Annotated in this window: 10 protein-coding genes; 9 read left to right on the top strand and 1 reads right to left on the bottom strand. The window is 59.8% G+C overall.

Going from position 1 to position 24,593, the window contains the following annotated elements:
* Positions 1-422: 422 nt before the first annotated feature.
* From ASD07_RS24325 to ASD07_RS24340, 4 genes are all read left to right on the top strand, one after another.
* Complete coding sequence (locus ASD07_RS24325; RefSeq protein ID WP_055936330.1) at positions 423-16,829, top strand: LysM peptidoglycan-binding domain-containing protein; 16,407 nt, start codon at positions 423-425, stop codon at positions 16,827-16,829.
* A 33-nt stretch (positions 16,830-16,862) separates the two neighbouring features.
* The gene (locus ASD07_RS24330) at positions 16,863-17,273 is read left to right on the top strand and encodes a hypothetical protein (protein ID WP_057246802.1); all 411 of its coding nucleotides are present in this window, start codon (positions 16,863-16,865) and stop codon (positions 17,271-17,273) included.
* Positions 17,274-17,414: 141 nt separating this feature from the next.
* Positions 17,415-18,656 carry a hypothetical protein gene (locus tag ASD07_RS24335; protein WP_055936337.1) on the top strand — a complete coding sequence of 414 codons (1,242 nt, stop codon included), beginning with the start codon at positions 17,415-17,417 and terminating at the stop codon, positions 18,654-18,656.
* Between the two features lie 13 nt (positions 18,657-18,669).
* Positions 18,670-18,912 (top strand): hypothetical protein, encoded by a 243-nt coding sequence (locus ASD07_RS24340; protein ID WP_055936339.1) that lies wholly within the window; start codon positions 18,670-18,672, stop codon positions 18,910-18,912.
* Between the two features lie 91 nt (positions 18,913-19,003).
* Here the strand turns inward: ASD07_RS24340 and ASD07_RS24345 are convergent, their stop codons facing one another.
* Positions 19,004-19,399: a helix-turn-helix domain-containing protein gene (locus tag ASD07_RS24345; protein ID WP_055936342.1), complete on the bottom strand. Its 396-nt coding sequence runs from the start codon at positions 19,397-19,399 to the stop codon at positions 19,004-19,006.
* A gap of 115 nt (positions 19,400-19,514) precedes the next feature.
* On the opposite strand from ASD07_RS24345, the gene ASD07_RS24350 reads away from it, so the two are divergent.
* Genes ASD07_RS24350 through ASD07_RS24365 form a run of 5 tightly spaced genes read left to right on the top strand, consistent with a single transcriptional unit; the run spans position 19,515 to position 24,588 of the window.
* Positions 19,515-22,421: a CHC2 zinc finger domain-containing protein gene (locus ASD07_RS24350; protein ID WP_055936345.1), complete on the top strand. Its 2,907-nt coding sequence runs from the start codon at positions 19,515-19,517 to the stop codon at positions 22,419-22,421.
* A 1-nt stretch (position 22,422) separates the two neighbouring features.
* Positions 22,423-23,556, top strand: coding sequence for a site-specific tyrosine recombinase XerC (gene xerC, locus ASD07_RS24355; RefSeq protein ID WP_055936348.1), 1,134 nt, complete (start codon positions 22,423-22,425; stop codon positions 23,554-23,556).
* Entirely contained in the window at positions 23,553-23,810 is a 258-nt protein-coding gene (locus ASD07_RS24360; RefSeq protein ID WP_055936351.1) for a hypothetical protein, read from the top strand. Before xerC ends, ASD07_RS24360 begins: the two co-directional genes overlap by 4 nt.
* Positions 23,811-23,849: 39 nt before the next feature.
* Positions 23,850-24,005 carry a YhfG family protein gene (locus tag ASD07_RS31130; protein WP_156398164.1) on the top strand — a complete coding sequence of 52 codons (156 nt, stop codon included), beginning with the start codon at positions 23,850-23,852 and terminating at the stop codon, positions 24,003-24,005.
* Entirely contained in the window at positions 23,995-24,588 is a 594-nt protein-coding gene (locus ASD07_RS24365; protein ID WP_055936354.1) for a putative adenosine monophosphate-protein transferase Fic, read from the top strand. The genes ASD07_RS31130 and ASD07_RS24365 overlap by 11 nt, the downstream gene beginning before the upstream one ends.
* The last annotated feature ends 5 nt before the right edge of the window (positions 24,589-24,593 follow it).

The following is a 24,593-nucleotide window of genomic DNA, read 5'->3' on the forward strand; positions in this document are numbered from 1 at the left end:
TTCTCGACCCGAAGACCTAGAAAGGTGACCGTCGACACCTGGCGCCTGGCCGCGCCATTTTTTGCCAGCATCGAAGTCTGACTGATGATGCTGGTGGCCGCAGCCACGGTGGGTCGCGTGTTCCTTGCTGCGATGGGAGATGCCCGCGCTGCTGGCAATTGGCATTGCTGTCGGATATCTCGTGCTGCGCCCCGTGTTGCATGCCAAAGGCATCCTCAGTTGGCCATTTCTGTAGGGCTAGTCTGCGCAATGATTGCTCTATGGCAATTCGCTTGCTCGTGAAAATTTTCCTCACGGCCCCCTAAACTTTCACACAAATCTCTGGATACCTTGCTAGAGGGGTCACAACACGAATTGACGTGTCTTGATCGTACGCATGGGTTACGCAGGCGCCCCGCGCGCCGAAAAATCAGGGACTACAAATGGTAGCGATCGTTAGCGGTAATGGCGCAGGCATCTTGAACACCTCGGCTGGCACGCTCGGCCAAGGCGGAGTGTTTGGCAATGCAGCAAATGGAAACTCAAAAGACTCCGTCTACATCAATATTGCCAACGGTAACCTTTTGTTGCAAGACCAGGATGACTGCATCGTTGCGCGAGGTGTCGATTCGGAAATCGTGCGGACCTACAATTCACAGGGCCAGCTGAATACTGGCGACGGTGTCGGCTGGCGGCAGGCCACACGCAGGCAATTGACCGGCCTGACGGGCACCGTCAATACCGCCGGCAGCACCATCACCCGCATCGTCGGCGACGGCAGCGCGACAGTGTTTACTTACGATGTCGCGCGCGCGGCATACTTCACTACCGAGGGCGGGGGCGCCTACCAAACCATTACGTTCAGTGCCGCCAACAATCAATGGACCTGGCAGGCGGATCACAATGATCTGTACGGTGAGCATGAAGTCTACAACGGTACCACAGGCCTGATTTACTCCGCGACCGACTACAGGTATGGAGCAATTTTTTACTTTACCCACGACAGTTCCAATCGGCTGACCAAGCTCACCAATGCACATGGCGACACCACCTACTTTGATTACGTGAACGGTAATGTGAGCAAGGTCCGTACGGTGATGGCTGGCGTGACGGGGGATTTCAGCCGGGTCAGCTATCAGTACGATGCCTTGAATCGCCTTACCGGCGTTATCACCGACCTGACGCCGGAAAACAAGGCTGACGCCAAGACCTACACCGTCAACTACACCTACCTTTCGAATACCTCCCAAGTAGAAACGGTGACTCAAAGTGACGGCACGCGACTGAACTTCACTTATGTGCTCCACGACGGTAAAAATAAAGTAGCCAGCGTCACCGACGCCCTTGGCCGAAGCACCTCATTCGACTATACGCAACCCGGCAAGACGATTGTCACCGACAGTCTTGGCTTCAAGACCGCCTACGCCTACGACGCGAACGGCCAACTGCTCAGCGTAACGGCGCCTGCGGTGGCGGGTGTATCGCAAATTACCCAATTCGAATATGACGCTGCGGGTAATATCTCGCGCACTGTCGACGCGCGCGGCCTGGCGACCACTTATGGCTACGATGGCAACGGCAACCGCATCCTGGAGCGCGACTCCACCGGCGCGACGATTACCCGTACCTTTTCCAGCGCCAACAAGGTGCTCAGCGAAACGCGGTATATCGATCTCGATCCTGATGGCGCAGGCGGCCTGTTGCCGACCCAGAAGCTGACGACGCGTTATGTCTACGACACTTACAATGTCGTACGCTTCATCATCAGCCCGGAAGGCCGGGTGCGGGAATACCGCTACAACGCCCAGCATCAGCTCCTGGTGGACCTGGCGTATATCGGCATCAAATTTGCCGAGAACAGTGCGGAATCGGCCTACGCTTACAACGCCATGGTGACGTGGTCGCAGAGCACCGCGGTCAAGGCCGCGGCGGCAACCCGGGTCGACTACGCTTACGATGGACGCGGCCTGGTCATGCAAAGCACTTCGTACGCCGCAACTGCCGGTGCCTCAAATGCCGCGCCTGCAATCGGCCCTGACACGGCGATCGTGCAATATGTGTACGATCATGCCGGCCAGTTGCTGCAATCGATCGACGGCAACGGCAACACGACGACCTATGCTTACGATGGCCTCGGCCGCCAGCTCTCCGCTACTGACCCGCAACAGAACGTAGTGCTGCACACCTATGACGATGCAGGTAACCGTATCGTCACCCGTCGCGCGGACGGCGTTACCAGCACTTCGACCTACGATAAATCAGGCCAGCTGTTGGCTACCGTGCTGGCAGAAGCGAATGGCACGGTGGTGGGCACTAGCAGCTATTTGTACGATAACGCAGGCAAACTGCGCACAGTCATTGATCCCAATGGCGGCCGTAGCCACATCCTCTACGACGAGGCAGGCCGCAAGGCCGCAACGGTTACGGCGGCCGGTAGCCTGACCGAGTACCGCTATGATGCCAACAACCAGCTCGCGCTGACCATCGCCTACGCAACTTCGGTCAGCCAAGCTTCGTTGGCTGCCCTGATCGGCACCGACGGCAAGCCAGTGACTGCGACGCTGGAAACGGCAGGCCTGCGTCCGGCAGCTACAGCGGCAGACCAGCGCGAATGGCGCCTGTACGACAATGCCAATCGCCTGCTCAAAACGGTCGATGCACTTGGCTACGTGACCGATTACAGCTACGACGGTGCATCGCGCCTGCTTGATACAATCCGGCGTGCGACGGTGATCGATTTGACGGCATTTGCCGCTAATCCGAACGTCGCCAACGCGAGCCCCGCGCCGCATGCCAACGACCGCGTCGCGCGCAACAGCTACGACAAAGACGGCAAGCTGCGCTTCACGATGGACGGTGAGGGCTACCTTTCCGAATTCCAGTATGACCTGGCGGGACGCCATACCGGTACCGTGCGTTACGCCGCCGCAGTCGACCCAGCCGCCCGTTCGGGTAGCGGCTGGATGACGGCCGCGGCCAGCTCGGTTGGGATCACTGCCAGCACCACTTATGATGGCCGGGGCCAGGTGGTATCGCAAACGGATGGCGCAGGCAACACGACTACATTCACCTACGATGGCCAGGGCAACGTCCTGACTTCAACTACGGCGGGTGTGGCAACGTGCTTCGTCTACGACAAGCTTAACCGCCTGATCGAGAGCCATGCAGACGCCAATGCCAGCAACGTCACCAGCAAAGTCGCCTACGATGCGCAAGGCAACAAGGTTGCGGTCACTGATGCGATGGGCAATACGACTCGTCTTGTTTATGACGCCAGCAACCGTCAGGTCTTCAGCATTGACCCGTTGGGCATCGTTACCGAGACCAGGTACAACGCCAACGGCAATGCAGTAGCGACAATCCGCTATTCCAAGGCGATCAATGTAGTCAGCGCTGAGCAGGTGCTGGGCGCTTCCGATGTGCGAGCGGTGCTCAGTGCCGATATCGAATCGGTCGTGCACCAGCGTTACGACCGGGATGGCCGCCTGACCTGGACCGTGGATGCGACGGGCGCCGCCACGCAGTTGGTCTACGACGCAAAGGGCAATGTAGTCAGGCGGATCGCCTACAAGAATGCGCTTGGCACAGATGAGTTGGCAAGCCTGGCAGCAAATCCCGGTGCAGTGCCTGTGCCTGCCAATGAGTTCACTGCCACCAGTTACATCTATGACGAAAATGACCGACTGGTGTTCACGATCGACGCCATGGGCGCGGTCGCGGAAAGTCGCTATGATGCCCAAGGCAACGTCATCGAGACGGTGCGTTATGCCACGCCTATCGATACCAGTAATACGCAAACGCCGGCAGTATTGGCGGTCAGGGCGCTGCTGCGCGTGGACGCCGCGAAGGACGTGCACGAATTCCGGCGCTATGACAAAGAAGGGCACCTGACATGGAGCGTCGATGCTGCTGGTGCTGCGACGCAGTTCATCTACGATGCTAATGGTAATGTAGTGAAGCGCTTGGCATATACCGACCCGCTGACGGCGGCGGCCCTGGCATCGCTGGCGGCTGACGCGTGTGCGCTTCCCGCCCCGGCTGGCGCATCGAGCATGACCCAGTTCGCGTACGATGGCGACAACCGCCTGGTCTTTACGGTCGATCCGCTGGGCATCGTGAGCGAGAACCGCTACGATGTGCGCGGCAACGTTGTCGAGACCGTGCGCTATGCCGTGCCGATTACGCTGGCCAATGACGCCCAATTGACCGTAGCGTCCATCAAGCCGCTGCTGCTGGCGGACGCGAAAGACGTACATCAATTCCAGCGTTATGACGCGCTTGGCCGCCTGGCCTGGAGTGTCGACGGCACGGGTGCCGCAACGCAGCTCTTCTACGACAACAGCGGCAACCTGATCAAGCGCCTGGCGTTCACTGAACGCCTGACGCCAGCAGCCATGGCATCGCTGGCCGGCAACGCGAGTGAGCTGCCGGCGCCAACCGGTGCGTCGGCAATGACCCAGTACGCCTACGACGCCGACAATCGCCTGGTCTTTACCGTCGATGCGCTGGGCATCGTCACCGAGAATCGCTACGATGTGAATGGCAAGGCCGTTGAGACGGTGCGCTATGCAACTCCAGTTGCAGTGGGCGACAGCACGCAGCAGCTGAGCGCAGCGGCGATCAAGGCCCTGGTGCAGGCCGACGCGGCGAAGGACGTGCATCAATTCCAGCGCTACGACAAGGACGGCCGCCTGGCCTGGAGCGTGGACGGCACCGGCGCCGTCACGCAGCTCATCTACGACACCCAGGGCAACCTGGTCAAACGCCTGGCATACGCTGGAGGCCTTACGGCATCGGCGCTGGCCTCCTTGAGTGCCGACGCGAGTGCAATTCCGGCGATAACTGGCGCATCGACTATGACCCAGTACGTCTACGATGCCGACAACCGCCTGGTATTTACGATCGATGCGATGGGCGCGGTCGCTGAAAGCCGCTACGATGCCCTGGGCAACCTGGTCGAAACAGTGCACTATGCGACGCCCATCGCGCTGACGGCGGTAAGTGCGACGGATGGAAAAACACTCAGCCTCGCTGGCGGGTCCTTCCCAGCTATCGTTGGGGCAGCCGCAGCGGTCGACACCACGAAGACGTACAAAGTGCGCGCACGCGTACGGCAAACTAGTGGCGAGGCCGAAGTCACTGTCGGCGTGAGGACGACGGATGCGAACGGGAAGATCCTGCAGAATATCGCTCCGGGCGCCACATCCAGTTATCCTGGCGGATATTATTCCTATCCGGCCGGAAAGGCCATCCGGCTCAAGCCCGAAATGGGCTGGCAGGTATTCGAGGGCACCATATCCGGCGAATTCATTCCTGGCCCGGACGCCTACGACGCCCACAAATTTATCGCTGGCAGCAAGTATGCGGCGCCTCTGTTCCTGTATAACTATTACGGCACCCCAGCTGCCGACGGCAGTATGGGCGTCGAGGTCGACTACCTCGAGTTCATTGATGCTGCTGGCAATGTCCTCAATGCCAATAGCAGTATGGCAGAAGGGACCAGTAATTGGACCAATTACTCTGGCAGCTCTGAAGCGATCAACACCCCCGCGCTGACGTTGTCGTCGGTGCGGGCGTTGCTGCGTGCTGACGCGTCGAAAGACATTCACCAGTTCCAGCGCTTTGACAAAGAAAGCCGCCTGACCTGGAGCGTCGACGCCGCCGGCGCGGTATCGCGTCTCTTCTATGACGCGAAGGGTAATGTGGTAAGCCGCGTTGCCTATACGGCCGCACTGAGTACGGCCGCCATGGCCAAGCTGGCGGCAGATCCTTCTTCCATGCCGATGCCCGGCAATGGCGAAGCTGTCACCAACTACGTCTACGACGACGATAACCGCCTGGTATTTACTATCGATCCGCTCGGCGCTGTCAGCGAAAACCGCTATGACGCAAGCGGCAACGTGATCGAAACGGTACGCTACGCCAAAGCGGTTGATCCCCGTCTGAACAAGAGCCTGGATGGTAAGACGGTCACGCAGTGGGGCCTGAATGGTGCCCACTCCGGCACCACTGTCGCTATCGATACCAACAAGACCTATGCGGTGCGTGCGCGCGTGCGCCAGGTGACAGGCTCCGGCAGCTTCTATCTGGGTGTTGTCGCCCTTGACGCCAACAAGAATTGGCTGACCCAGGTGAATGCGCCTGGCAACCCATATCCGGGCGCGAATGGCGTCCTGTTGACGCCTGAAATGGGTTGGCAGGAGTTCGAAGGAACCATCACGGGTGAACAGCTGATCAGCCCGAATTCATATGACCCGCACAAATTCTTCCAGGGCACCAAATTCGCACAGCCGCTGGTCTTCACCAACATCAGCGGCCAGGTCGGCGCTGACGGCAACGCAGGTGTGGAGGTCGATTATATTGAGCTGATTGACGTCGCCACCGGACAGGTGCTGAACGAAAACAGCCAGATGGATACCGGCGCTGCGGCCTGGAGCATAAAGAACGATACGTTCAATACGCTGAGCGTAGCGAAGGTCCGGCAGATGCTGCAGGCCGACGCTGTGAAGGACATCCACCAGCGCAACCGGTACGACAGCAACGGCCGCCTCACCTGGAGTATTGACGCGCTGGGCGGCGTAACGGAGCGCCGTTACGATGCGAACGGCAATTTGAGCAGGACCATCGTCTATGCCAGCGGCTTGGCAGGTGCGCTGGCCGACGGCGCTGTTCCGCAGGTGATTGCCACGGCACCAGGCAGCGGCGGCTACGTATTGAGCAATGCGCTGGACCGCGTGACGGACTACGTCTATGACGCGAAGGGCCGCCTGGTCAGCCAGACCGACGCTGTTGGCACCGCAGTGGCCACGACCCAAAGCTGGGCATACGACGGTGCCGGCAACGCGATCCGCCATACCGATGGGTGTGGCAACACGTCCTGGTCGGCCTACGACGCATCCAACCGCCTGGTGCGTCATATCGACGCCGCAGGTTATGTGACCACCCGCAGCTATTTTGCCGATGGCCGCCTGAAGGCCGAAACCCGCTACGCCAACGCGGTTGCTTTGCCGCAGGGAGCGAATGACGCCTGGGCATACGATGCAGCGACCAATCCGGTCGCCAATACCAATCCGGTCACCGGCGATCAGACGACTTCGTGGACCTACGATAGCGCCGGCCGCATGCAAACGTCGACTGACGCGGCGAACGTCGTGACGTTCTACGCCTACGATGGCCTGGGCAACCTGACCGATACAACCGTGGCGTATGGTACGGCCGCAGCCTCCACCGTACACCGCAACTACGACCGCGCTTCCCGCTTGTCGACGGAAACCCGTGCGTACGGAACGGTTGACGCGTTCACTACGCAGTATGGCTACGACACCTGGGGCAACCAGACCACCATCACCGCGGGCGGGCTCACGACGACCCAATACTTCGATGCGCTTGGCCGCAAGACTGGCGTGAAAGACGCCAACCAGGCCCTGACCACGACCGCATACAACGCATTCGGCGACATCGTCAAAGTCACCGACGCGCGCAACAACTCCGGCTATTTCTTCACGGACTTGTTGGGCCGTGTAACGATGCAGGTTGACCCGGAAGGGGCGGTCAGTGAAACCCGTTACGACCTGCAGGGTAATGTCGCCAGCGTTATCCGCTACGCGAACAAGGTCCAGGGACCTGTCAACGAGAATGCGCGGCCGCAGGTACTGTCGATGGCAGGCAGCGGCGTGTTCGTCGTGCAATCGCCATCTGACCAGTATCAGGAGAATTTCTTCGACGCCCTGGGCCGTACGAAGGAAACGCGTACCTGGTACGACGGCTCGTCGTACTACACCGAATCGTTTGAATACGACGGCAATGGCAACAAGAAGGTCATGACTTCGCGCAACGGCGCTGTGACCACCTATGAATACGACAAGAACAACCGCCTGATCGTTGAAACCTTGCCGGTCACCAGCAAGGACGCTGCCAATGCGAGCGTGGCGGTGCAAAACCGTCTCGAATATGATGCGCGGGGCAACGTCGTCAAGAAGATCGAAGCCTACGGCCTGCCAGAACAGCGCGTGACGACCTATGTCTTCGATAAGCTGAACCGCCAGGTGAAAGAGATCGGCGAGCCGATCACCACCTTCGACCCCGCCACCCGCCAGGATCAGGTGGTGGCTCCGACCAAGGAGCAAAAATACGACCTGCGTGGCAACCTAATCGAGGAAGCCGATGCACGCGGCGGCCGCACGCTGCATTTCTACGACAACGCCAACCGTGAGACGGGCCGTATCGACTCCCTGGGAACCTACACCCGGTTCACCTACGATATCGCCGGCCAAAAGGCGAGCCAGACGATCTACGCCAATGCAGTGCAGGTGGCAGGTGGGAGCTCCATTTCCAATACAAGCGCGCCGGTCCTGCTGGCGCCCGGCTCGGCGGTGCCCGCCAGCGGCGCCTACCTGCAGCTCGATGCCGCGAACGACCGCACCGCCAACTTCACCTACGACGGCGTTGGCAGGCTGAAGACCACCTTCAACGATGGCATCACGACGGGCATATTCAGCAAGGCGACGAACCGCTACGTCGTCGGCAGTGGGACTGTCCGCACCCAAGTCTTCTACGACGCGGCGGGCAACGTCACCAAGACCATCGATGCCAACGGCAATGTCGCGCGCAGCTACTACAACAAGGCTGGCCAGCTGACTGCTACACTGGACGCGATGCGCTACCTGACGCTCTATGAGCGCGATGCATTCGGCAACGTCAAGACCCAGACCAGCTATGCCAATTCCCTGGCCGCAAACGTGTTGGTCGACGACAGCACGACGCAGTCGCTGTTGACCGTTGTCGCAAGCGCGGATGATCGTGTGACCGCGATGACATACGATCGCATGGGCCGGACCAGGACGGAATCACGCCTGAACTTGTCCTACGCATCGGTCGATGCAACGACTGGCGCAGTGGGCGAAACGACCGGTGCCGCAACCAGCACTTATGAATACGACGGACTGTCGAACGTCACCAAGCGTATCGACGCGAACGGCGCTGTCACGGAGTGGAAGTACGACAGCCTGGGCCGCAAGACCGAAGAACTGCAAGCGGCCTTCGTCGACTATCGGGGTGTAACAGTACGGACCACCACCGACCTCGAATACGATGGCCTGAACCAGGTGCGCCGCGAAATTGTGCGCGGCGAGGACAGCACGGTCGAAACGGACGACCGCATCACGCGCTACTTCTATGGCGTGGGCGGTTACCTGATCAGCCAGACCGACGCGGGCAATGCGCGCATCGACTACCGCCTGGACGCGGCCGGCAATATCACCCGCAAGACCCTGGTGGGCCGGGTCAATGCTGATGGCGTGCGCGCAGACGACGTGACTTACTACTGGTACGACGCGCAAGGCCGCGAGGTCCGCCATGCTGACGGCGCCACCAACACCACGGTCGAGACCCGCTATAACGCCTTTGGCGAAATCACCGGCAAGCGCACCAACCCGGTTGCAGGCAGCACGGAATGGGCCGAATTCACCGACTACGACCAGACCGGCCGCGCATGGCGCAGCAACTCTGGCGACGGCATCACCCACATCTATTTGCATGATGCGAACGGCAACGGGACCCTCAAGCTTGACCACGCGACGACCGACCTGCGCAACTATGCGCTGCTGAGTGCATTAAACATTGCTGACAGCAACCAGTTCTACAGCGTCTACGATGCGCGCAACCAGCTGAGCGACACCTACCAGCCGCCGATGAATGGCCAGCACAACCTCATCACCGTAGAGGAGTCGCTGACCCAGAAGCAGGGCACCAGTTTCGCCGGTGTAGGCAGTTTCATTTCGATGGGCGTGGCGAGCGGACTGACCAGCGCTGACTCGGCAGTCATGCCAAGTGCAACAGGGGCGGTAACGGTGGTGCGCGCACTATCCGCCGCGTTGACCTTGACCGATCAGTATTCCGTCTCAAGCAAATACTACGGTGGGGGGACAATGCGCGGGGCTTCGCATACGCTGACCGTCAGCCTGCCGGATACCAGCTACCTGGGCCCTGGCCCGGTCCGGGTGGATTTTTCGGTCCCTGAAAGCGGATCATTGGGAGGTTACGAGGGCTCGTTCTATCCAACTGCCGGCGCTCCTTCCGTTACGTTTAACGAGCCGGTGGACTGGGAATTTGACCAGATGCCGGGCGGGCGTGACTTCTCGATCACGCTTTACAAAGAGAGCGCGAACGGACTGGTCGTTCTCGGAACGCGTGTTTTATCGCGCCCGGCTCCGTGGAGCGGCTCGTCTACTGTCAACACGACGATCACTACCAGCGGTAACGCTCTCAAATTCACGGGCCAGCGATCAGATACGCAACGATTGATTCTGATGACGCGTCCAAGCGGCAGCACCGCAGGCTGGACTATCACCGAGGTGCCGAAGGCCGTGGTGAATGGCGGCGTTGAAGCCGGGAGTTTCAGTTTCGATTGGACTGGCTGGCCTCGCAACAGCTACGAATTCCGCTACGTTTGCTTCAATGGCAGCAACGACGTCGTCAATTCGCAGCAGGGCACGATGGTGCTGAATGATTCGAACCCATCGATTTCCCAGGTGAGCCATACGATGGGCGGCCCAGGCCGGGCGTTCTTCGATGCAAACGGCTCCATTGTGTTCAACGAGTTGGGTGGCCAGGCGGCCACCCTGACTGTGAGCTATCGCCCCCAGGGTGGCAATTGGACCAGCGTGCAGCTGTGGCCTTCCAACGTCGGCGGTACTTCCTTGCCTGGATGGTTCACTCTGCCGGCAGGGGGCTTTGGAGTAGGCAATTACGAATATACGATCGAAGCCAAGAATGCCTCGAACGTCACGATTAACAAATCAAGCAGCAGCTTCACAATTGGTTCGCCAAGTACTATCAGCGATCCGTCTGGCGTATCGGTCCAGACCACGCCGGCCGCGAGTGTCGCCGTGGTTGCAACGAGTTCGCCGAGCCTCGAAGCTTCGTTGTATCGCAAGAACGGCTGGCATACGGTCTACTATAACCGGTACGATACCGAGGGCCATGATGTGCCCGACGAACCCTACAATAGTCTCTACGTGCCGTTGCCGGATACAAGTTCGTTGGGGACCGGAAACATCCGCATTGAGTTTAAGGTTGAGCCTAGTTACGGAGACGGGAGCTTCTCGGGAGGCTTTGCGAGCACCACGGTAGCATATAACCAGGGTTCGGCACACCTGAGTATTTGGGAAACCGTTTCCGGGTGGGGCGGAAATTTCTCCACCTACTATTCCTACCGAGTGGTCAAGGAAACCCCTTATGGCGACGTGCAAATCGGTGCCTATGGGGGATGGTCGAAGGACGAGTACCACGACGACGTCGGCACGTACACGAATTCGACAGTTCAATACAACTTGAATTGGGTTACATTCAGCGTGCAGCCGGCTGTGCAGGGCGCGCAGTTGCTGCTGGAATTCCGGCGCCAGGGAGATCCAGGCCCTTGGGATCTGGTGACGATCCCCCCGCAGGTCATCAATGGCCAGACCGTGCCTGGACGCTTTGCGACCGATTGGACTACTTGGCCAGCTGGCGCGTATGACTACCGAACGCTCGTCATTGATGCGGTTGGTAACACCTTGCAGACCGGCTCGGGCACGATGAACTTGGGTCATCCGGTGAGCGTATCGCCGCCAACACAGGACTTGATAGGCGGCGCTGGGCGTGTCTACATGGATCGTGCCGGCAACCTTGTTTTCACCGAGCAAAGCACTGCCACTGAAACGCTGACGATCCGCTATCGGAAAAAAGGCACGGATGAACTGTGGAGCACCCGTGCGGACTTGCCTCGCACGTCGGTGCCGGGCTGGTTTGTTTTCACGCCGCCGGCGGATGCGCCTTCTGATTTGGAGTACGTTCTTGAGGCGCGCAGGGGAGGCCAACTGCTGAACAAGGTTGCCGGAACCTTTACGAAGTTGAATGCCAACTCGGTCTCAGCGCTGCAGGGATACACGGAGCCGCCAGCCGTGACGCACTTCAAATCGCAGCCGGCAAGTGCGGCGGCGATGCGCCTGTCCTACCGTCCAAGCGGTAGCGGTGCCTACACCACGGTGAACTTGACCAAGGTCGCGACGGGCGTATTCGACTGGGCCAGCGGAGGCATCTTTGGATCGGATACTGAGAACCGCAACTACGACTACATTTACGAAACCCTGGACAGCAACGGCGTGCTGGTCAATAAGGCGCACGGCCTGATGACCTTGGGCCGGGATCCGCGCGTCGTGTCGCATGTCAGCGATTCGACGCCGACCATGGCCAGCTTCAACGTCCCGAGTGGCAATCCCGTGGCGGCGACGGCGACCACAATGGTCTTGCAGTATCGCTTACTGGGAAGTAATGGTCCGTTCCTGACGGTTGATCTGCCCAAAGGCGCCAACAATGCGTTCGTGTGGGACGCGAGTTCCATCGTTCCGCCCGGGACGAGCGGAGCCGTCGACTACAGCTACACCCTCAAGAACGGCAGCACCGTCTTGAAGCGTGATGACGGCGCTGACATCCGGGTGGACGGCACCTTGTATCTTGGCCCGACGGATGGCGATGCACAACTCAAGTGGCTGCAGTCCGGCACGGTCAATAACGTCGCCCTGATCCACCACGCCCAGAAGACCAATGCGTTCGGTGAAGTGGTGTCGGAAACCAATGCGCGCGACTTTACAACGGTCAGCGTATATAACGTACTGGGCAAGCTGGTACGCAAGGAAGACCCGAACGTCAACGTCACCTTGTCCAATGGCTACCAGTACGGCATGACGCCGCGCACGTACTACTACTATGACCGCGCGGGCCGCATGCTGGCATCGCGCGATGCGAACGGCAACCTGACCAGCCAGATCCTGTTGGCCGGCAGCGGGGCAGTCGCGACCGAATTGCACGCGGATGGCGGCCGCAAAGAGAGTGGCTACGACCTGTTTGGCGACCTGCGCTATGGCAAGGACGAAATCGGCTTGCGCACCGACTACTCTTACGACAAGAATGGTCGCCTTACGCTGATCCAGCGCCCGGTACGTACTGACGCCACGCGCGCGGAAGTGTATATGACGTACGACGAGGCAGGTAACCGCATTACGCATGCCGCCACCCCGGACGCCAGCAGCTCGCTTGCCTCGTACACCAGCAAGACTTACTACGACAGCCTGGGACGCGTGTCGAAAGTGCTCACGCCAGCCGGACGAGGCAGCAACTATACCTACGTGTGGGATGCAGCGATCAAGAGCACGGGTGGCCGCGTTGTGGGTGGCTGGCGTCAGACGGTGTCTGACCCGATGGGCCGCACCGTGATCGACGAAATCGATGCGTACGGTCGGACAACAGTGCACACCGACCTTGGTGGGCACAAGTTCTACTACAACTTCAACTTCGCAGGCTGGTTAAGCAGTCAAACTGGCAGCACTGGCCAGAATATCTCATACACCTACTACGCCAACGGCTACGTCAAGAGCATCCGAGACAACGCGCTCCAGACCGAATCTTCCTACGAGTACGACGCGGCGGGCAACCGAGTGTACGAGGCCTACCAGCGCACGGTGAATGGCCAAGTCGAATACCTGGAAAACTCCACGATCGACTACGACGCAAGCAACCGAGTCGTTCGTATTCGCGACCCGCGTGCCGACATCCAGTACGAATATGATGCAGTCGGCAACCGGCGCCGGGTGCACAGCATGTACCACGATGGCGTGAACGGCTCCGTGCAGATCCAGGATTACTGGTACGACTACGACAATATGAACCGCTTCATCCTTACGATGGGCAAATTGTCGTCGGCCAATGGCGCACGCGGCACCAGCGCCACCGATACCAGTGTGCGCGTCGTGCTGGGCGGCGGGGAAGGTGTGGAAGTCCACTATAACAAAGCCAGCCAGCGCGTCATGACGGTCGCCGCCCGCGACGGCCATCGCGAAGACTACACCTATGGAGTGGAAGGTTATCTCGAGTTCACGTACATCAACGCAAATGCCAGCGCACGTGGTTCGCTGGCGTCGATGCGCGTGAATGACAGGCTGGGACGCACCGTCGCTTATACCGAATACAGCGGCGGCAACATCAGTTACCAGCGCAGCACGGTGTACACGGCCGATGGCCGCCAGAAGAGCCAGACAGGCACCGATGGCACAACCACCTATTACTACTACAACTCGCGCCAGGCGAACGGCTACGACAGCGTTACCGACCTGAGTTCCGATGGTGTGGGTGAGCTGGCAAAGGTGCAGACCGTAAAAGCAGGTGCCGCCACGGTGACCAACGTCACGTCGTACGACTACTGGGACGACGCCAAGCAGCGCAGCCAGACTGTCGCTGGCGAAGCCCCGTATAAGACTGATACGCAGTGGCGTCCGGGGGTTTCCTGGTTTGAATACGACATCAATGGGCATCTGGTAAAGTCGGTCGATGCCGGCGTCGATGGCAAGATGGACACGGCTGACGACGTTTCGTTCAGGTTCATCACCAATGGCCAGGGCCTGATCTTGCGCCGCGAGCAGTTCAAGGGCAATACCGTCGGCATGATGCACCGGTACATGTACCTGAATGGCGTCATGGTGGGTGATGTGGGCAATGATGGGGATTCCCACCTGGACTATGCGCAGACGCTCGCCACCCAGAACCAGAGCCGCGAGCAGATGTACAAAAACTGGCGTCCAGTAAGCAGCGCGGACTTCGACCAGAATTACCAGCCGATCAACCGCAGCTATCCGGCTGCGACAGGTAGCAGCTATACCGTCAAGGCAGGTGATTCGCTGTACGCGATTGCGGGTGCAGTGTGGGGCGACGTCAGCATGTGGTACCTGATTGCCGACGCTAATGGCCTGAGTGCGGAAACCGAGCTGCAGGCCGGCCAGACGCTGACGATTCCGAACAAGGTCACCAACATCCACAACAACAGCGGCACGTTCCGGCCGTATGAGCCGGGCACCATCATTGGTGACACGAGCCCGACCTTGCCGGACGCGCCGATGCCGGCGCCGCCGCCGAGGAAGCATGGCTGCGGCGGTATTGCCCAGATCGTGATGATCGTCGTCGCAGTGGTGGCAACAGTGATTACTGCGGGTGCTGCAGCAGCGGCACTTGGCACAACGCTGGCTCAAATGGGCCTCACTCAAGCGCTGATCGTGGGTGCGGTTTCTGGTGCGGCAGGCTCGCTTGCGAGCCAAGCAGCCGGCGTGGCAATGGGTGTTCAGAGTAGCATCAGTTGGAAAGGTGTTGCCATGGGCGCGCTTAGCGGCGCAGTCACCCTTGGTGTTGGAGCCGAGTTCAATGCCGCAGGATCAAGCGGACTGTTATCGGGCACTAACTGGTCGGCAGTTGCAGGTCGCGCAGTGTTAGCAAATGTCACTACGCAGGCAGCTGCGAACGTGGTTGGTTTGCAGAAGGGTTTCAATTGGAGCAGCGTTGCTGTCAGCGCAATCTCTGCGCCGATCACGTCGCAAATCAGTGAAAAAATCGGGAAATCGGACTGGGCCAGCACCAACCAACATTTGGGCATCCTGGCAACAAGTACTGCATCCGCTGTCGTGTCGGTGGCAACGCGCGTTGCAGTAGTTGGCGGGCGCGTCTCGTGGGAGGCGGTCGCAATCGATGCGGTCGGCAATGCACTGGGTAGCAGCCTAGCGCAGCAACTGCGTACCCCGTCTGCGGCAGAGGAGCGGCTGTGGGCTGGCGTCGACAAAGACAAGTTTGATCGGGACGTTCGGGATCAGATCCAGAATGGCGAGAGGTTTGTTAATTTGGATCCTGTTGGGAGCGCGCAGCAGAATTCGTCTTCTGTCACGATTTCTGGGACACCATGGACTGATTCAGGAAGAACCCTTGCTGATGGGACGTTGATTAACAAGAGCATATATTCCGGTGACAATCGGTTGTTGGTCCTAACGTCTCCTAACCAAATTCCTCTGATCGAGGGATACTCTGTCCAGTCCATTGAGCGGTTAACGTCGGACGAAGCGAGCTTTATCTATCGGGCCGAGAATGGTAATCCCGAAGTTTCGGCGCTGCGAAGCGCTGAAATGGCACGCATTGTTGGGGAATTGCATGGCATTTCACCTACTAATATTGTGGGCGAAAGCAGGCATGAAGTGCAGGTTGGGGCGATAGATGAGCCGGAACCTGTTAAGGCGGGCATACCAGTTTTGCAAACTGCTGGGGATTATGCCTTGAGATTCTTTGATTGGACTCGGTCGAGCGCTCTGAACTCTGTCGCTATGACCTATGACTCCAATCAGCGCGGCGGCTACATGCAAGCAATTAAGGCTAATGCACGCGCTGCCGTGCAGCAGATTGATGCATTAGGACCTACGCGCATTCCAGAGGTGGCGTCCGTCGCTCGTTCCGCGTCAGCGTTCCGTGATGCCGCTAGGACGGCGACTCAGAAGACGTTGACGCCTTGGGGCGAGTTTATGTCGAAGCGTATCGAGGGGAATGCCAATGTGCCGTTTGAAGATCGAATGGCTCATCGGGAAGCAAAGCTGACCAAGCAGCTTGGTCGAGCGCCAGCTGAATTCGAGTTGCTGAAAGGAGTTGCAGCTGGTGCCGGTTACTCGAATAAATGGGTTTCTCGTTTTGCAAGTGGAGCACGAATTTTAGGGCCCGTAATGACAGTCGGCCAGATTGGCATGATTGGATCGCAGGTATATCAGGCAGCACCAGACGAGCGGCTGCATGTCGCCGGGCGTGAAGGATTCAAGTTAAGTTCGAACCTGCTTTACGGAGCGCTCGGTTCTGTTGCTGGTGTGGCAGGAGCTGGCTTGCTCTTGGCATCACCATTTGGTGCCGCGCTGGGAGCCTATGCTGGCATTACTTATCTCGCAGCGTCGTTTGGTGGTGGTATTGCTGGCGGCATGTTTGGCGGAGTTGTGGCTGATCGTATACTGGGGCCTAACTGATAATACTGCACGAATTTATCTCCGGAGTGGAACATGGAAGAGAGTCAAAACCAACATGAGCAGAATCCCCCATATTGTTCGCTTAGTGAGGAACGAATAGTCAAATTTGAGAGCCAACACTTAATGTATTCAGATGATGGTGGCAAGCTGTGGCAGCAAATTCCTTGGACCCCGAGCCTAAAAATTCGGATCTTTGCGGCAATGGGAAATTTTGCATGGCCGCCAGTCTTAGACTGCTTTGGTTGGCGCAAAGGGAAGATCAGTGTGGCTTGGCATTCTACTTTTGAAGAGGAGCTCAATATTAGTAAGTATGTCGGCACCTTCGACCGAGAACGCGGGAAATGGTCGATGGAGGTCGTTGGGCGGTTCGATTTATCGGACGGCGTAATTCGTACTTGGTTCGAGAACGTGGGATTTGATGCATTCACTCGCACATCGCGCTAATCGCATTTGGCGCCTCCTGCCGGACGCGGAGGGCTCCGATTGGCCACGACAAGTAGCCCGCTCTCTTTTCGATAAGCCCCGGCTAGCTGGCAATTGTTGTAGCTAGAAATAAAAAAAGCTTCCTTAAGCCCCAGTGATGGGGTGGGAGAGCTTTTTTCTTTAGCCGCTGCCGCCAGCTCAGGCCTTGCGCTGCTTAATGCGATCCAGACCGCGGCAGATGCATTCGGCAATGCGCTGGGTAGCAGCCTGGCTGAAGCTGGAAAGGATGCTTCTCGACGTGCGCAAATTGAAGCCGATCAGCAACGCTCTGGGCGTGAGGACGCAGAGATCGAAAAGTACACTTGGGCGAAGGGTCAGGAAGAGGCACGGATTCGAGCCGAACTTGAACGCGGTTTGGACGGCGGGTTGCTTGCCGCAGGCCCATTCGATTCGCTCGTGACTTCGACAAGATCCGCACTTGGCCGAATGTCTTCTGCAGTTTCGGACTTTGCATCTGACGCTAAGTTCCGGGTGCGCGATGCGCTGAGTCCAGATATGTTGGGGGCTAAGGAAGCGATGGCTTCACAACGTGAGCTGGAACGATTTAGGTTCAATCTCGCTGCAGATAATGCAGCAAATGGCTGGATCGACAATGGTCTCGTATGTGTATATCGACCAACGGGCGTTGCCTACGCAGTTGATAAGCTCCCCGGATGGGAGAACTCCTTTGAGACCGTCCAGGCGAAGAGCTTGAACGAAGGCATGCAGGTGATGGCGACTGAGTATGTGGTTGCAAAGGGGCTGGCTGGTTTGGCGCAAGCAGGTTCGAAGTACATCAATCTCAGTGCACGCTCCGACTTGACACTTTTGCAGCAAGAGATGCGTTTTGCTCTTGATGCCGATTTGCCTTATCGCGCAAGTTTTGATGGGCTCAGTCCATCGCTGACTCAAACTACCCCTCCAGTGCGACCAGTACCGCGTATTGATGTATCGGACGAGTTTGTGTTTAAGCCGCAGAAAAATGGCAGCGCCTTCCTGTCGTACGGTAACCCTGAGACTCACGGTCTTGAGGTCTTTATCGATAAAGGTGGAGTGCTCGGATTTGATATTCGGTCGGCTAAAGGTGGTACATCATGGTCGAACGCATCTGGGACTGACATGTTTGCGAGTGCCATGATTCGCCTTGAGCAAGAAAAGGTAACTGTAAACGCTATTCGCGGAACCTGGGTAGAGGGTACGGATAGTGTCAATACCGCGCAATACCTGCATAATTTGAAGACCATGTCGGCTCAAGATGCAGCAAGGAACACTTGGACTGGTCAGATGGCTGCGAAATATGGGTACACCAAGGTCGGCGAACCAAAAACGTGGTTGGGAACGACAACGGTAATTTTCACGAAATAGAAGAGGTATTGTCATGATGCAGGAAATTTTGACTGGGGCGAAACCAAGCGAGGTCTTTCGTCAGATCATTGCGGCTGACCCCACAATAAATAACAGGCGTCTTGCTGAAATCCTCATGGAGGAATTTGAGGAATTAAGTGGTGAGGCTGTGCAACTGGTATGGCACTGGAAAGGCCCAGGGAAGACGCAGGGAATAGCAGATGAGAATCTTGACGCGTTGCTTTTCCCCGTCTTTCAAGAGGCAGGGTATTTATAGATGTGCTCAAGCGTTGCTTATTCTCTGTAGAGAAATAGCTTCCCCAAACCCCGCCTTGCGCGGGGTTTTTCTTTAGCTGCTAACGGAGGACCTAGGCGCCAGCCTGGGCCAGCACCGTCTCCAGCATCTCATTGACAAAGCGCTGCTTGCTCTTGGGGAGTTCGCTGATGCGCTCGATATTGCGTTCCAGCTGGGAGGCAGGTCCGCGCTTGCCTCCGCGCTGCTGCTGGTGGGCGAGTCCCACCAGTTCATCAATGCTGGTGGCGAACAAGGTGGCCAACTGCGGTAGTACCGACGCCGGCATGCGGATGCGCGCCACTTCGTAGTGGGCCAGGGTTTGCTGGGCCACGCCCAACTTGTCGGCCAGCTCCTGCTGCGTCCAGCCGCGCTCCTTCCGAAGCTGCGCAATGCGCTGCCCCAGCGCCACGAAAAAATCCTTGTCGTCTGCTGCCATGTTCTCGAACCAATGATGGTGTGCCGAGTGCATAGCTTATCTCCCGTTTTCAGAACAAGAGTTGACTGTACTCGTATTGAGAGTAATAATCAACTTAGTTATTTTCCTCTTTACCCCCTTGACAGGTTTTTGGCGCAAAGGCGACTCCATGGCACGTTTTTCAGATAGTGAGATCGACCAGCTCAAGAGCGAGGTGTCGGTCGAGCGCCTGGTGGAGGCCGCCGGCATCGCCCTGCGCAAGAGCGGAAAAGACCGCATCGGCACCTGCCCGTTCCACTCCGACGGTGAGCCGTCGCTGGTGGTGACCCCGGCCAAGAACCTGTGGCACTGCTTCGGCTGCCAGATCGGAGGCGGGCCGATCGACTGGGTGATGAAGCACCGGGGCGTGTCGTTCCGCCATGCCGTGGAGTTGCTGAAGGAGGATTCTTCTTTAGCCGCTGGCGAAGCGCCGCTCAAACGCAACACGGTGCGCAGCCTGCCGCCGCCGGTGGCGTTCGACGCCGACGAGCAAGCCTTGCTGGACCAGACGGTGGGCTACTACCACGACACCCTGCTGGCGTCGCCGGAGGCGCTGGACTACCTGCGTTCGCGCGGACTGGACCATCCCGGCCTGGTCACGCACTTCAAACTGGGCTACGCCAACCGCACGCTGGGCCTGCGCCTGCCGGAGAAGAACCGCCAGGCCGGGGAGCAGATCCGCTCCCGCCTGCAAAAGGTGGGCATCTACCGCGAGAGCGGGCATGAACACTTCAACGGCTCGCTGGTGGTGCCGGTGTTCGACCTGGACGGCCACGTGACGGAGATCTACGGCCGCAAGATCCTCGACAACCTGCGCAAAGGCACGCCGGCCCACCTGTACCTGCCCGGCCCGCACCGCGGCGTGTGGAACGAGCAAGCGCTGGCCGAAACCAAGGAAGTGATTCTGTGCGAAGCCCTGATCGACGCCATGACCTTCTGGTGCGCCGGTTTTACCAACGTGACGGCCGCCTACGGCATCGAGGGTTTTACGCCGGACATCCTGGCCGCCTTCAAGTGTTACGGCGTAACGCGGGTGTTCATCGCCTACGACCGCGACGATGCCGGCGAGCGCGCCGCCGAAAAGCTGGCCGGGGAGCTGATGGCCGAGGGCATCGAGTGTCTGCGGGTGCTGTTCCCCAAGGGGATGGACGCCAACACCTATGCCCTCAAGCTGCAGCCGGTCCGGCAAAGCCTGGCCCTGGTGCTGCGTCAGGCGGAATGGATCGGGCGCGGTGTGGCCGGCCAGCAGGTGGAGCTTGCGCCGCAGCCGGTGGCCGCTGCCGTGGAGTCTTTTCCTTTAGCCGCCGAGCCTTTGCTTGAGCCGGCACCGGACGAGCTGTTGCTGCCGCACGGCGACCGCCAGTGGCGTGTGCGCGGCTGGAAGAAGAACCTGTCGCCGGAGCAGATGCGGGTCAACCTGCAGGTGCGCCGCGAGCCCGATGGCGCCTACCACGTCGACACGCTGGACCTGTACTCGGCGCGGGCGCGCGCCGCCTACATCCGGCAGGCCGCCATCGAGCTGGGTATGACGGACGAGGCGGTCAAGACGGATATTGGCCACGTGCTCTTAAAATTGGAAATGCTGCAGGACGAGGTGATCCGGCAGGAGCTGCAGCCGAAGAGCGCGATGCCGGTGCTGGGCGCCGAGGAGGAAGCGACCGCCCTGAAGTTGCTGCGCGCGCCGGACCTGGTGGCGCGCATCGCCCTGGATATGGAGCGCTGCGGCGTGGTGGGCGAAACCAACAACCTGCTGGCCGGCTACCTGGCCGCTGTGTCGCGCAAGCTGGACACACCGCTGGCGATCCTGATCCAGTCGTCCAGCGCGGCCGGCAAATCGAGCCTGATGGACGCGGTGCTGGCCATGGTGCCGCCGGAGGAAAAGGTGCAGTACAGCGCCATGACGGGCCAGAGCCTGTTCTACCTGGGCGAGACGGACATGCAGCACAAGATCCTGGCGATCGCCGAGGAGGAAGGCGTGCGCCAGGCGGCGTATGCCTTGAAGCTCTTGCAAAGCGATGGCGAACTGACCATGGCCAGCACCGGCAAGGACGAGGCCAGCGGCAACCTGGTGACCAAGCAATATCGGGTCAAGGGGCCGGTGATGTTGATGCTCACCACCACGGCCATCGACGTGGACGAGGAGCTGATGAACCGCTGCCTGGTGCTGACGGTGAACGAGTCGCGCGAGCAGACCCGCGCCATCCACGCCCGCCAGCGCATGAAGCAAACCCTGGAGGGTCTGCTGGCGGCCAACGACAAGGAGGCGATCACGGCGCTGCACCAGAACGCCCAGCGCCTCTTAAAACCGGTGCTGGTGGTGAACCCGTATGCCGACCAGTTGACCTTCATGGACGACAAGACGCGCATGCGGCGCGACCACGTCAAGTATCTGACTCTGATCCGGGCCATTACCCTGCTGCACCAGCACCAACGGCCGGTCAGGACGGTGGAGCACCGGGGCCAGCGATTGGCCTACATCGAGGCCACCCGCGACGACATCGCCCTGGCCAACCAGATTGCGCATGACGTGTTGGGCCGCACGCTGGACGAACTGCCGCCCCAGACTCGGCGCCTGCTCTCGCTGGTGTTCGGCATGGTGCGGGACATGGCGCAGCGCTGCGGGATCAGCCCGCGTGAGGTGCGCTTTACCCGCCGCGACATTCGCGCCCACACCCACTGGAGCGACGGCCAGTTAAAGATCCATTGCACCCGCTTGAGCGAAATGGAATACCTGCTGGTGCATGGGGGCGGCCGTGGCCACCACCTGCAGTACGAGCTGCTGTATGACGGCGGCGACGAGGGCAAGCGCCTGGCCGGCCTGCTCGATCCGGAGGATCTGGACGGATACGACGGGCGCAAGTCAGGGGTAAAGGAGCGCAAGTTACCCTCAAGTCAGGGTCAAGTTAGCCCCAAGTTGGCCCCAAGTCAGGCCGGCGAAACGCCCGTGGTTGAGGGCGCGGTGGCTGATTTCACCGGTTTCGAGGCGCCAGCGCATATCTATGCCAATGGCGCCGGTCATGTCATAAGCGCAGGCTGACATGCAACCGAGGGTCGTCACCACGCGCCGCCCGCGCTTTCTCAAGCCGGTGGGCGACCCGCGCGACGCGCGCGGCCTGTACGCGGCCATGCGCCGCTTCATCGAACATCGGGGCATGCTGGGCGCCACCGATTCTAGTCTCTATGCCCTGGAGCGCTATATTCGCGACTTCATCGTGTGGGCCGAGGAGCGCGCCGTCACCCACCCGCAGCACGTGAGCCAGGCCGTCCTGGAACGCTACCAGCGCTGGCTGTACCACTACCGCAAGGCCAACGGGGCGCCGCTGTCGATCGCCAGCCAGCGCGGCAAGCTGGTGCCGTTACGGGTGTTTTTCAAATGGCTGACCAAGACTGGCGAGCTGCCTGCCAACCCGGCATCGGAGCTGGAGCTGCCGCGCCAGATCAAGCGCCTGCCGCGCCATGTGCTGACGATCGACGAGGTGGAGCGGGTGCTGGCCGGCGCCGACGTGGGCACCACCATCGGGCTGCGCGACCGGGCCATGATGGAGGTACTGTACGCCACCGGCATGCGGCGCATGGAGATTGCCCAGTTGGAGATCGGCGACATCGACGGTGAGCGCGCCGTGGTGCTGATCCGGCAAGGCAAAGGACGCAAGGACCGCCTGATTCCGCTCGGTGAGCGCGCCATGCACTGGGTCCTGCGCTACCTGGATATCTCCCGCTCGCAGCTGGTGTGGAATCATGCCGACCCGACGCTGTTCCTGGGCGCCGAGGGCAAGGCGCTGTCGCCGCTGTGGCTGTCGTCCATCATTGCCCGTTACGTGGACAAGGCGCAAGTGGGTAAGCATGGCGGCTGCCACTTGTTCCGGCACACGATGGCAACCCTGATGCTGGAAGGCGGCGCTGATATCCGCTTCATCCAGGCCATGCTGGGGCATGCCGAGCTGTCGACCACGCAGATCTACGCCCAAGTGGCGATCCGCCAGCTGCAGCTGGTGCATGCGACGTCCCATCCAGGGGCGCAGAGGCGCCGCAGGAGCACACCGGCGGCGCCGGATGACCCCACCCCTCAAACCGCTGCCGGCGACGCCACAGACGCACTCTGGGCCGCGCTGGACGCCGAGGCCAGCGAGGAAGCGTTACGCAGTAACGACACGACAAGGACACGACCATGAGCACTACTTCTGCCCAGCGGCAGGCCGCGTACCGCGCCCGCCGCCACAACGCCGGCCCCGCCGGCAACGGCGAACGACGCCTCAACACCTGGCTGACCACGGAGGCTTCGCTGGCCTTGGCCAGGCTGGCCCGCCGGAACAAAGTAACGCAACGTGAGATCCTGGAGCGCTTCATCACCGCCGAGGACGACCGCATTCTGGCCACGATGAAGCCTGATTCGCCTGAATGGGACGCTTACTTCCAGCGCCGGTGAGTGCGCTACAATGACTAATCGCTCTCTGAGGATGTTGCAATGCTGACAAATGAAATGAAACTCCAGGCTTTCCTGAAGATGCGCACCAAGAACTACCGTGCCAGCTTGCGCCTGGAAGGACTGACCCCACCGCCGGAGCCTGCCCGCAAACCTGCGCCGGCCGCGCCTGCGCCCAAGATTAAACATGCCCGATAAGTACGGTACCGGTGGCGACACGCAGTACTGCTACCCCGGCTCCGACGTACTGATCAACAAGCTCGGCCTCACCGACGAGGCCACCCTGGAAGCGGCTGAAATCAAGCTGTCGCTGGCGCGCATCGAGCAGTTCAATCCAGACTTCAACAACATTTCCCTATCTGCCCTGCGCGACATCCATCGCTTCCTGTTCCAGGACGTTTATGAATGGGCCGGCGAGCTGCGGTCGGTCGACATCAGCAAAGGCAGCACCCGCTTCGCCAACGTGAGCCGGGTGGAGCCTGAGGCGGAAAAACTCTTCCGGCAACTGGCGCAAGAGAATTACCTCGTGGGCCTGCCGCGCGAGCAGTTCGTCGCCCGGCTGGCGCACTACTACTGCGAACTCAATGTGGTTCACCCGTTCCGAGACGGCAATGGACGCGCCCAGCGCGTGCTGTTTGAAGTGATCGGCGCCAATGCCGGCTACACGCTGGACTGGGAACTAATCAGCCGCGCGGAGTGGTTGGACGCAAACATCGCCGCCTACAACTGCAGGCTGGAGCCGCTAGTGGCGCTTCTTGATCGAGTGCTGACGCCTATCTGATTGGC

The organism is Duganella sp. Root336D2 (assembly GCF_001425005.1).
Taxonomy (GTDB): Bacteria; Pseudomonadota; Gammaproteobacteria; order Burkholderiales; family Burkholderiaceae_D; genus Rugamonas.

What these genes read in the sequence shown, in the direction of transcription:
- ASD07_RS24325 (WP_055936330.1), top strand. Translation starts at nt 423, where the DNA reads ATGGTAGCGATCGTTAGCGGTAATGGCGCAGGCATCTTGAACACCTCG.
- ASD07_RS24330 (WP_057246802.1), top strand. Translation starts at nt 16,863, where the DNA reads ATGGAAGAGAGTCAAAACCAACATGAGCAGAATCCCCCATATTGTTCG.
- ASD07_RS24340 (WP_055936339.1), top strand. Translation starts at nt 18,670, where the DNA reads ATGATGCAGGAAATTTTGACTGGGGCGAAACCAAGCGAGGTCTTTCGT.
- ASD07_RS24345 (WP_055936342.1), bottom strand. Translation starts at nt 19,399, where the DNA reads ATGCACTCGGCACACCATCATTGGTTCGAGAACATGGCAGCAGACGAC.
- ASD07_RS24350 (WP_055936345.1), top strand. Translation starts at nt 19,515, where the DNA reads ATGGCACGTTTTTCAGATAGTGAGATCGACCAGCTCAAGAGCGAGGTG.
- xerC (WP_055936348.1), top strand. Translation starts at nt 22,423, where the DNA reads ATGCAACCGAGGGTCGTCACCACGCGCCGCCCGCGCTTTCTCAAGCCG.
- ASD07_RS24360 (WP_055936351.1), top strand. Translation starts at nt 23,553, where the DNA reads ATGAGCACTACTTCTGCCCAGCGGCAGGCCGCGTACCGCGCCCGCCGC.
- ASD07_RS31130 (WP_156398164.1), top strand. Translation starts at nt 23,850, where the DNA reads ATGCTGACAAATGAAATGAAACTCCAGGCTTTCCTGAAGATGCGCACC.
- ASD07_RS24365 (WP_055936354.1), top strand. Translation starts at nt 23,995, where the DNA reads ATGCCCGATAAGTACGGTACCGGTGGCGACACGCAGTACTGCTACCCC.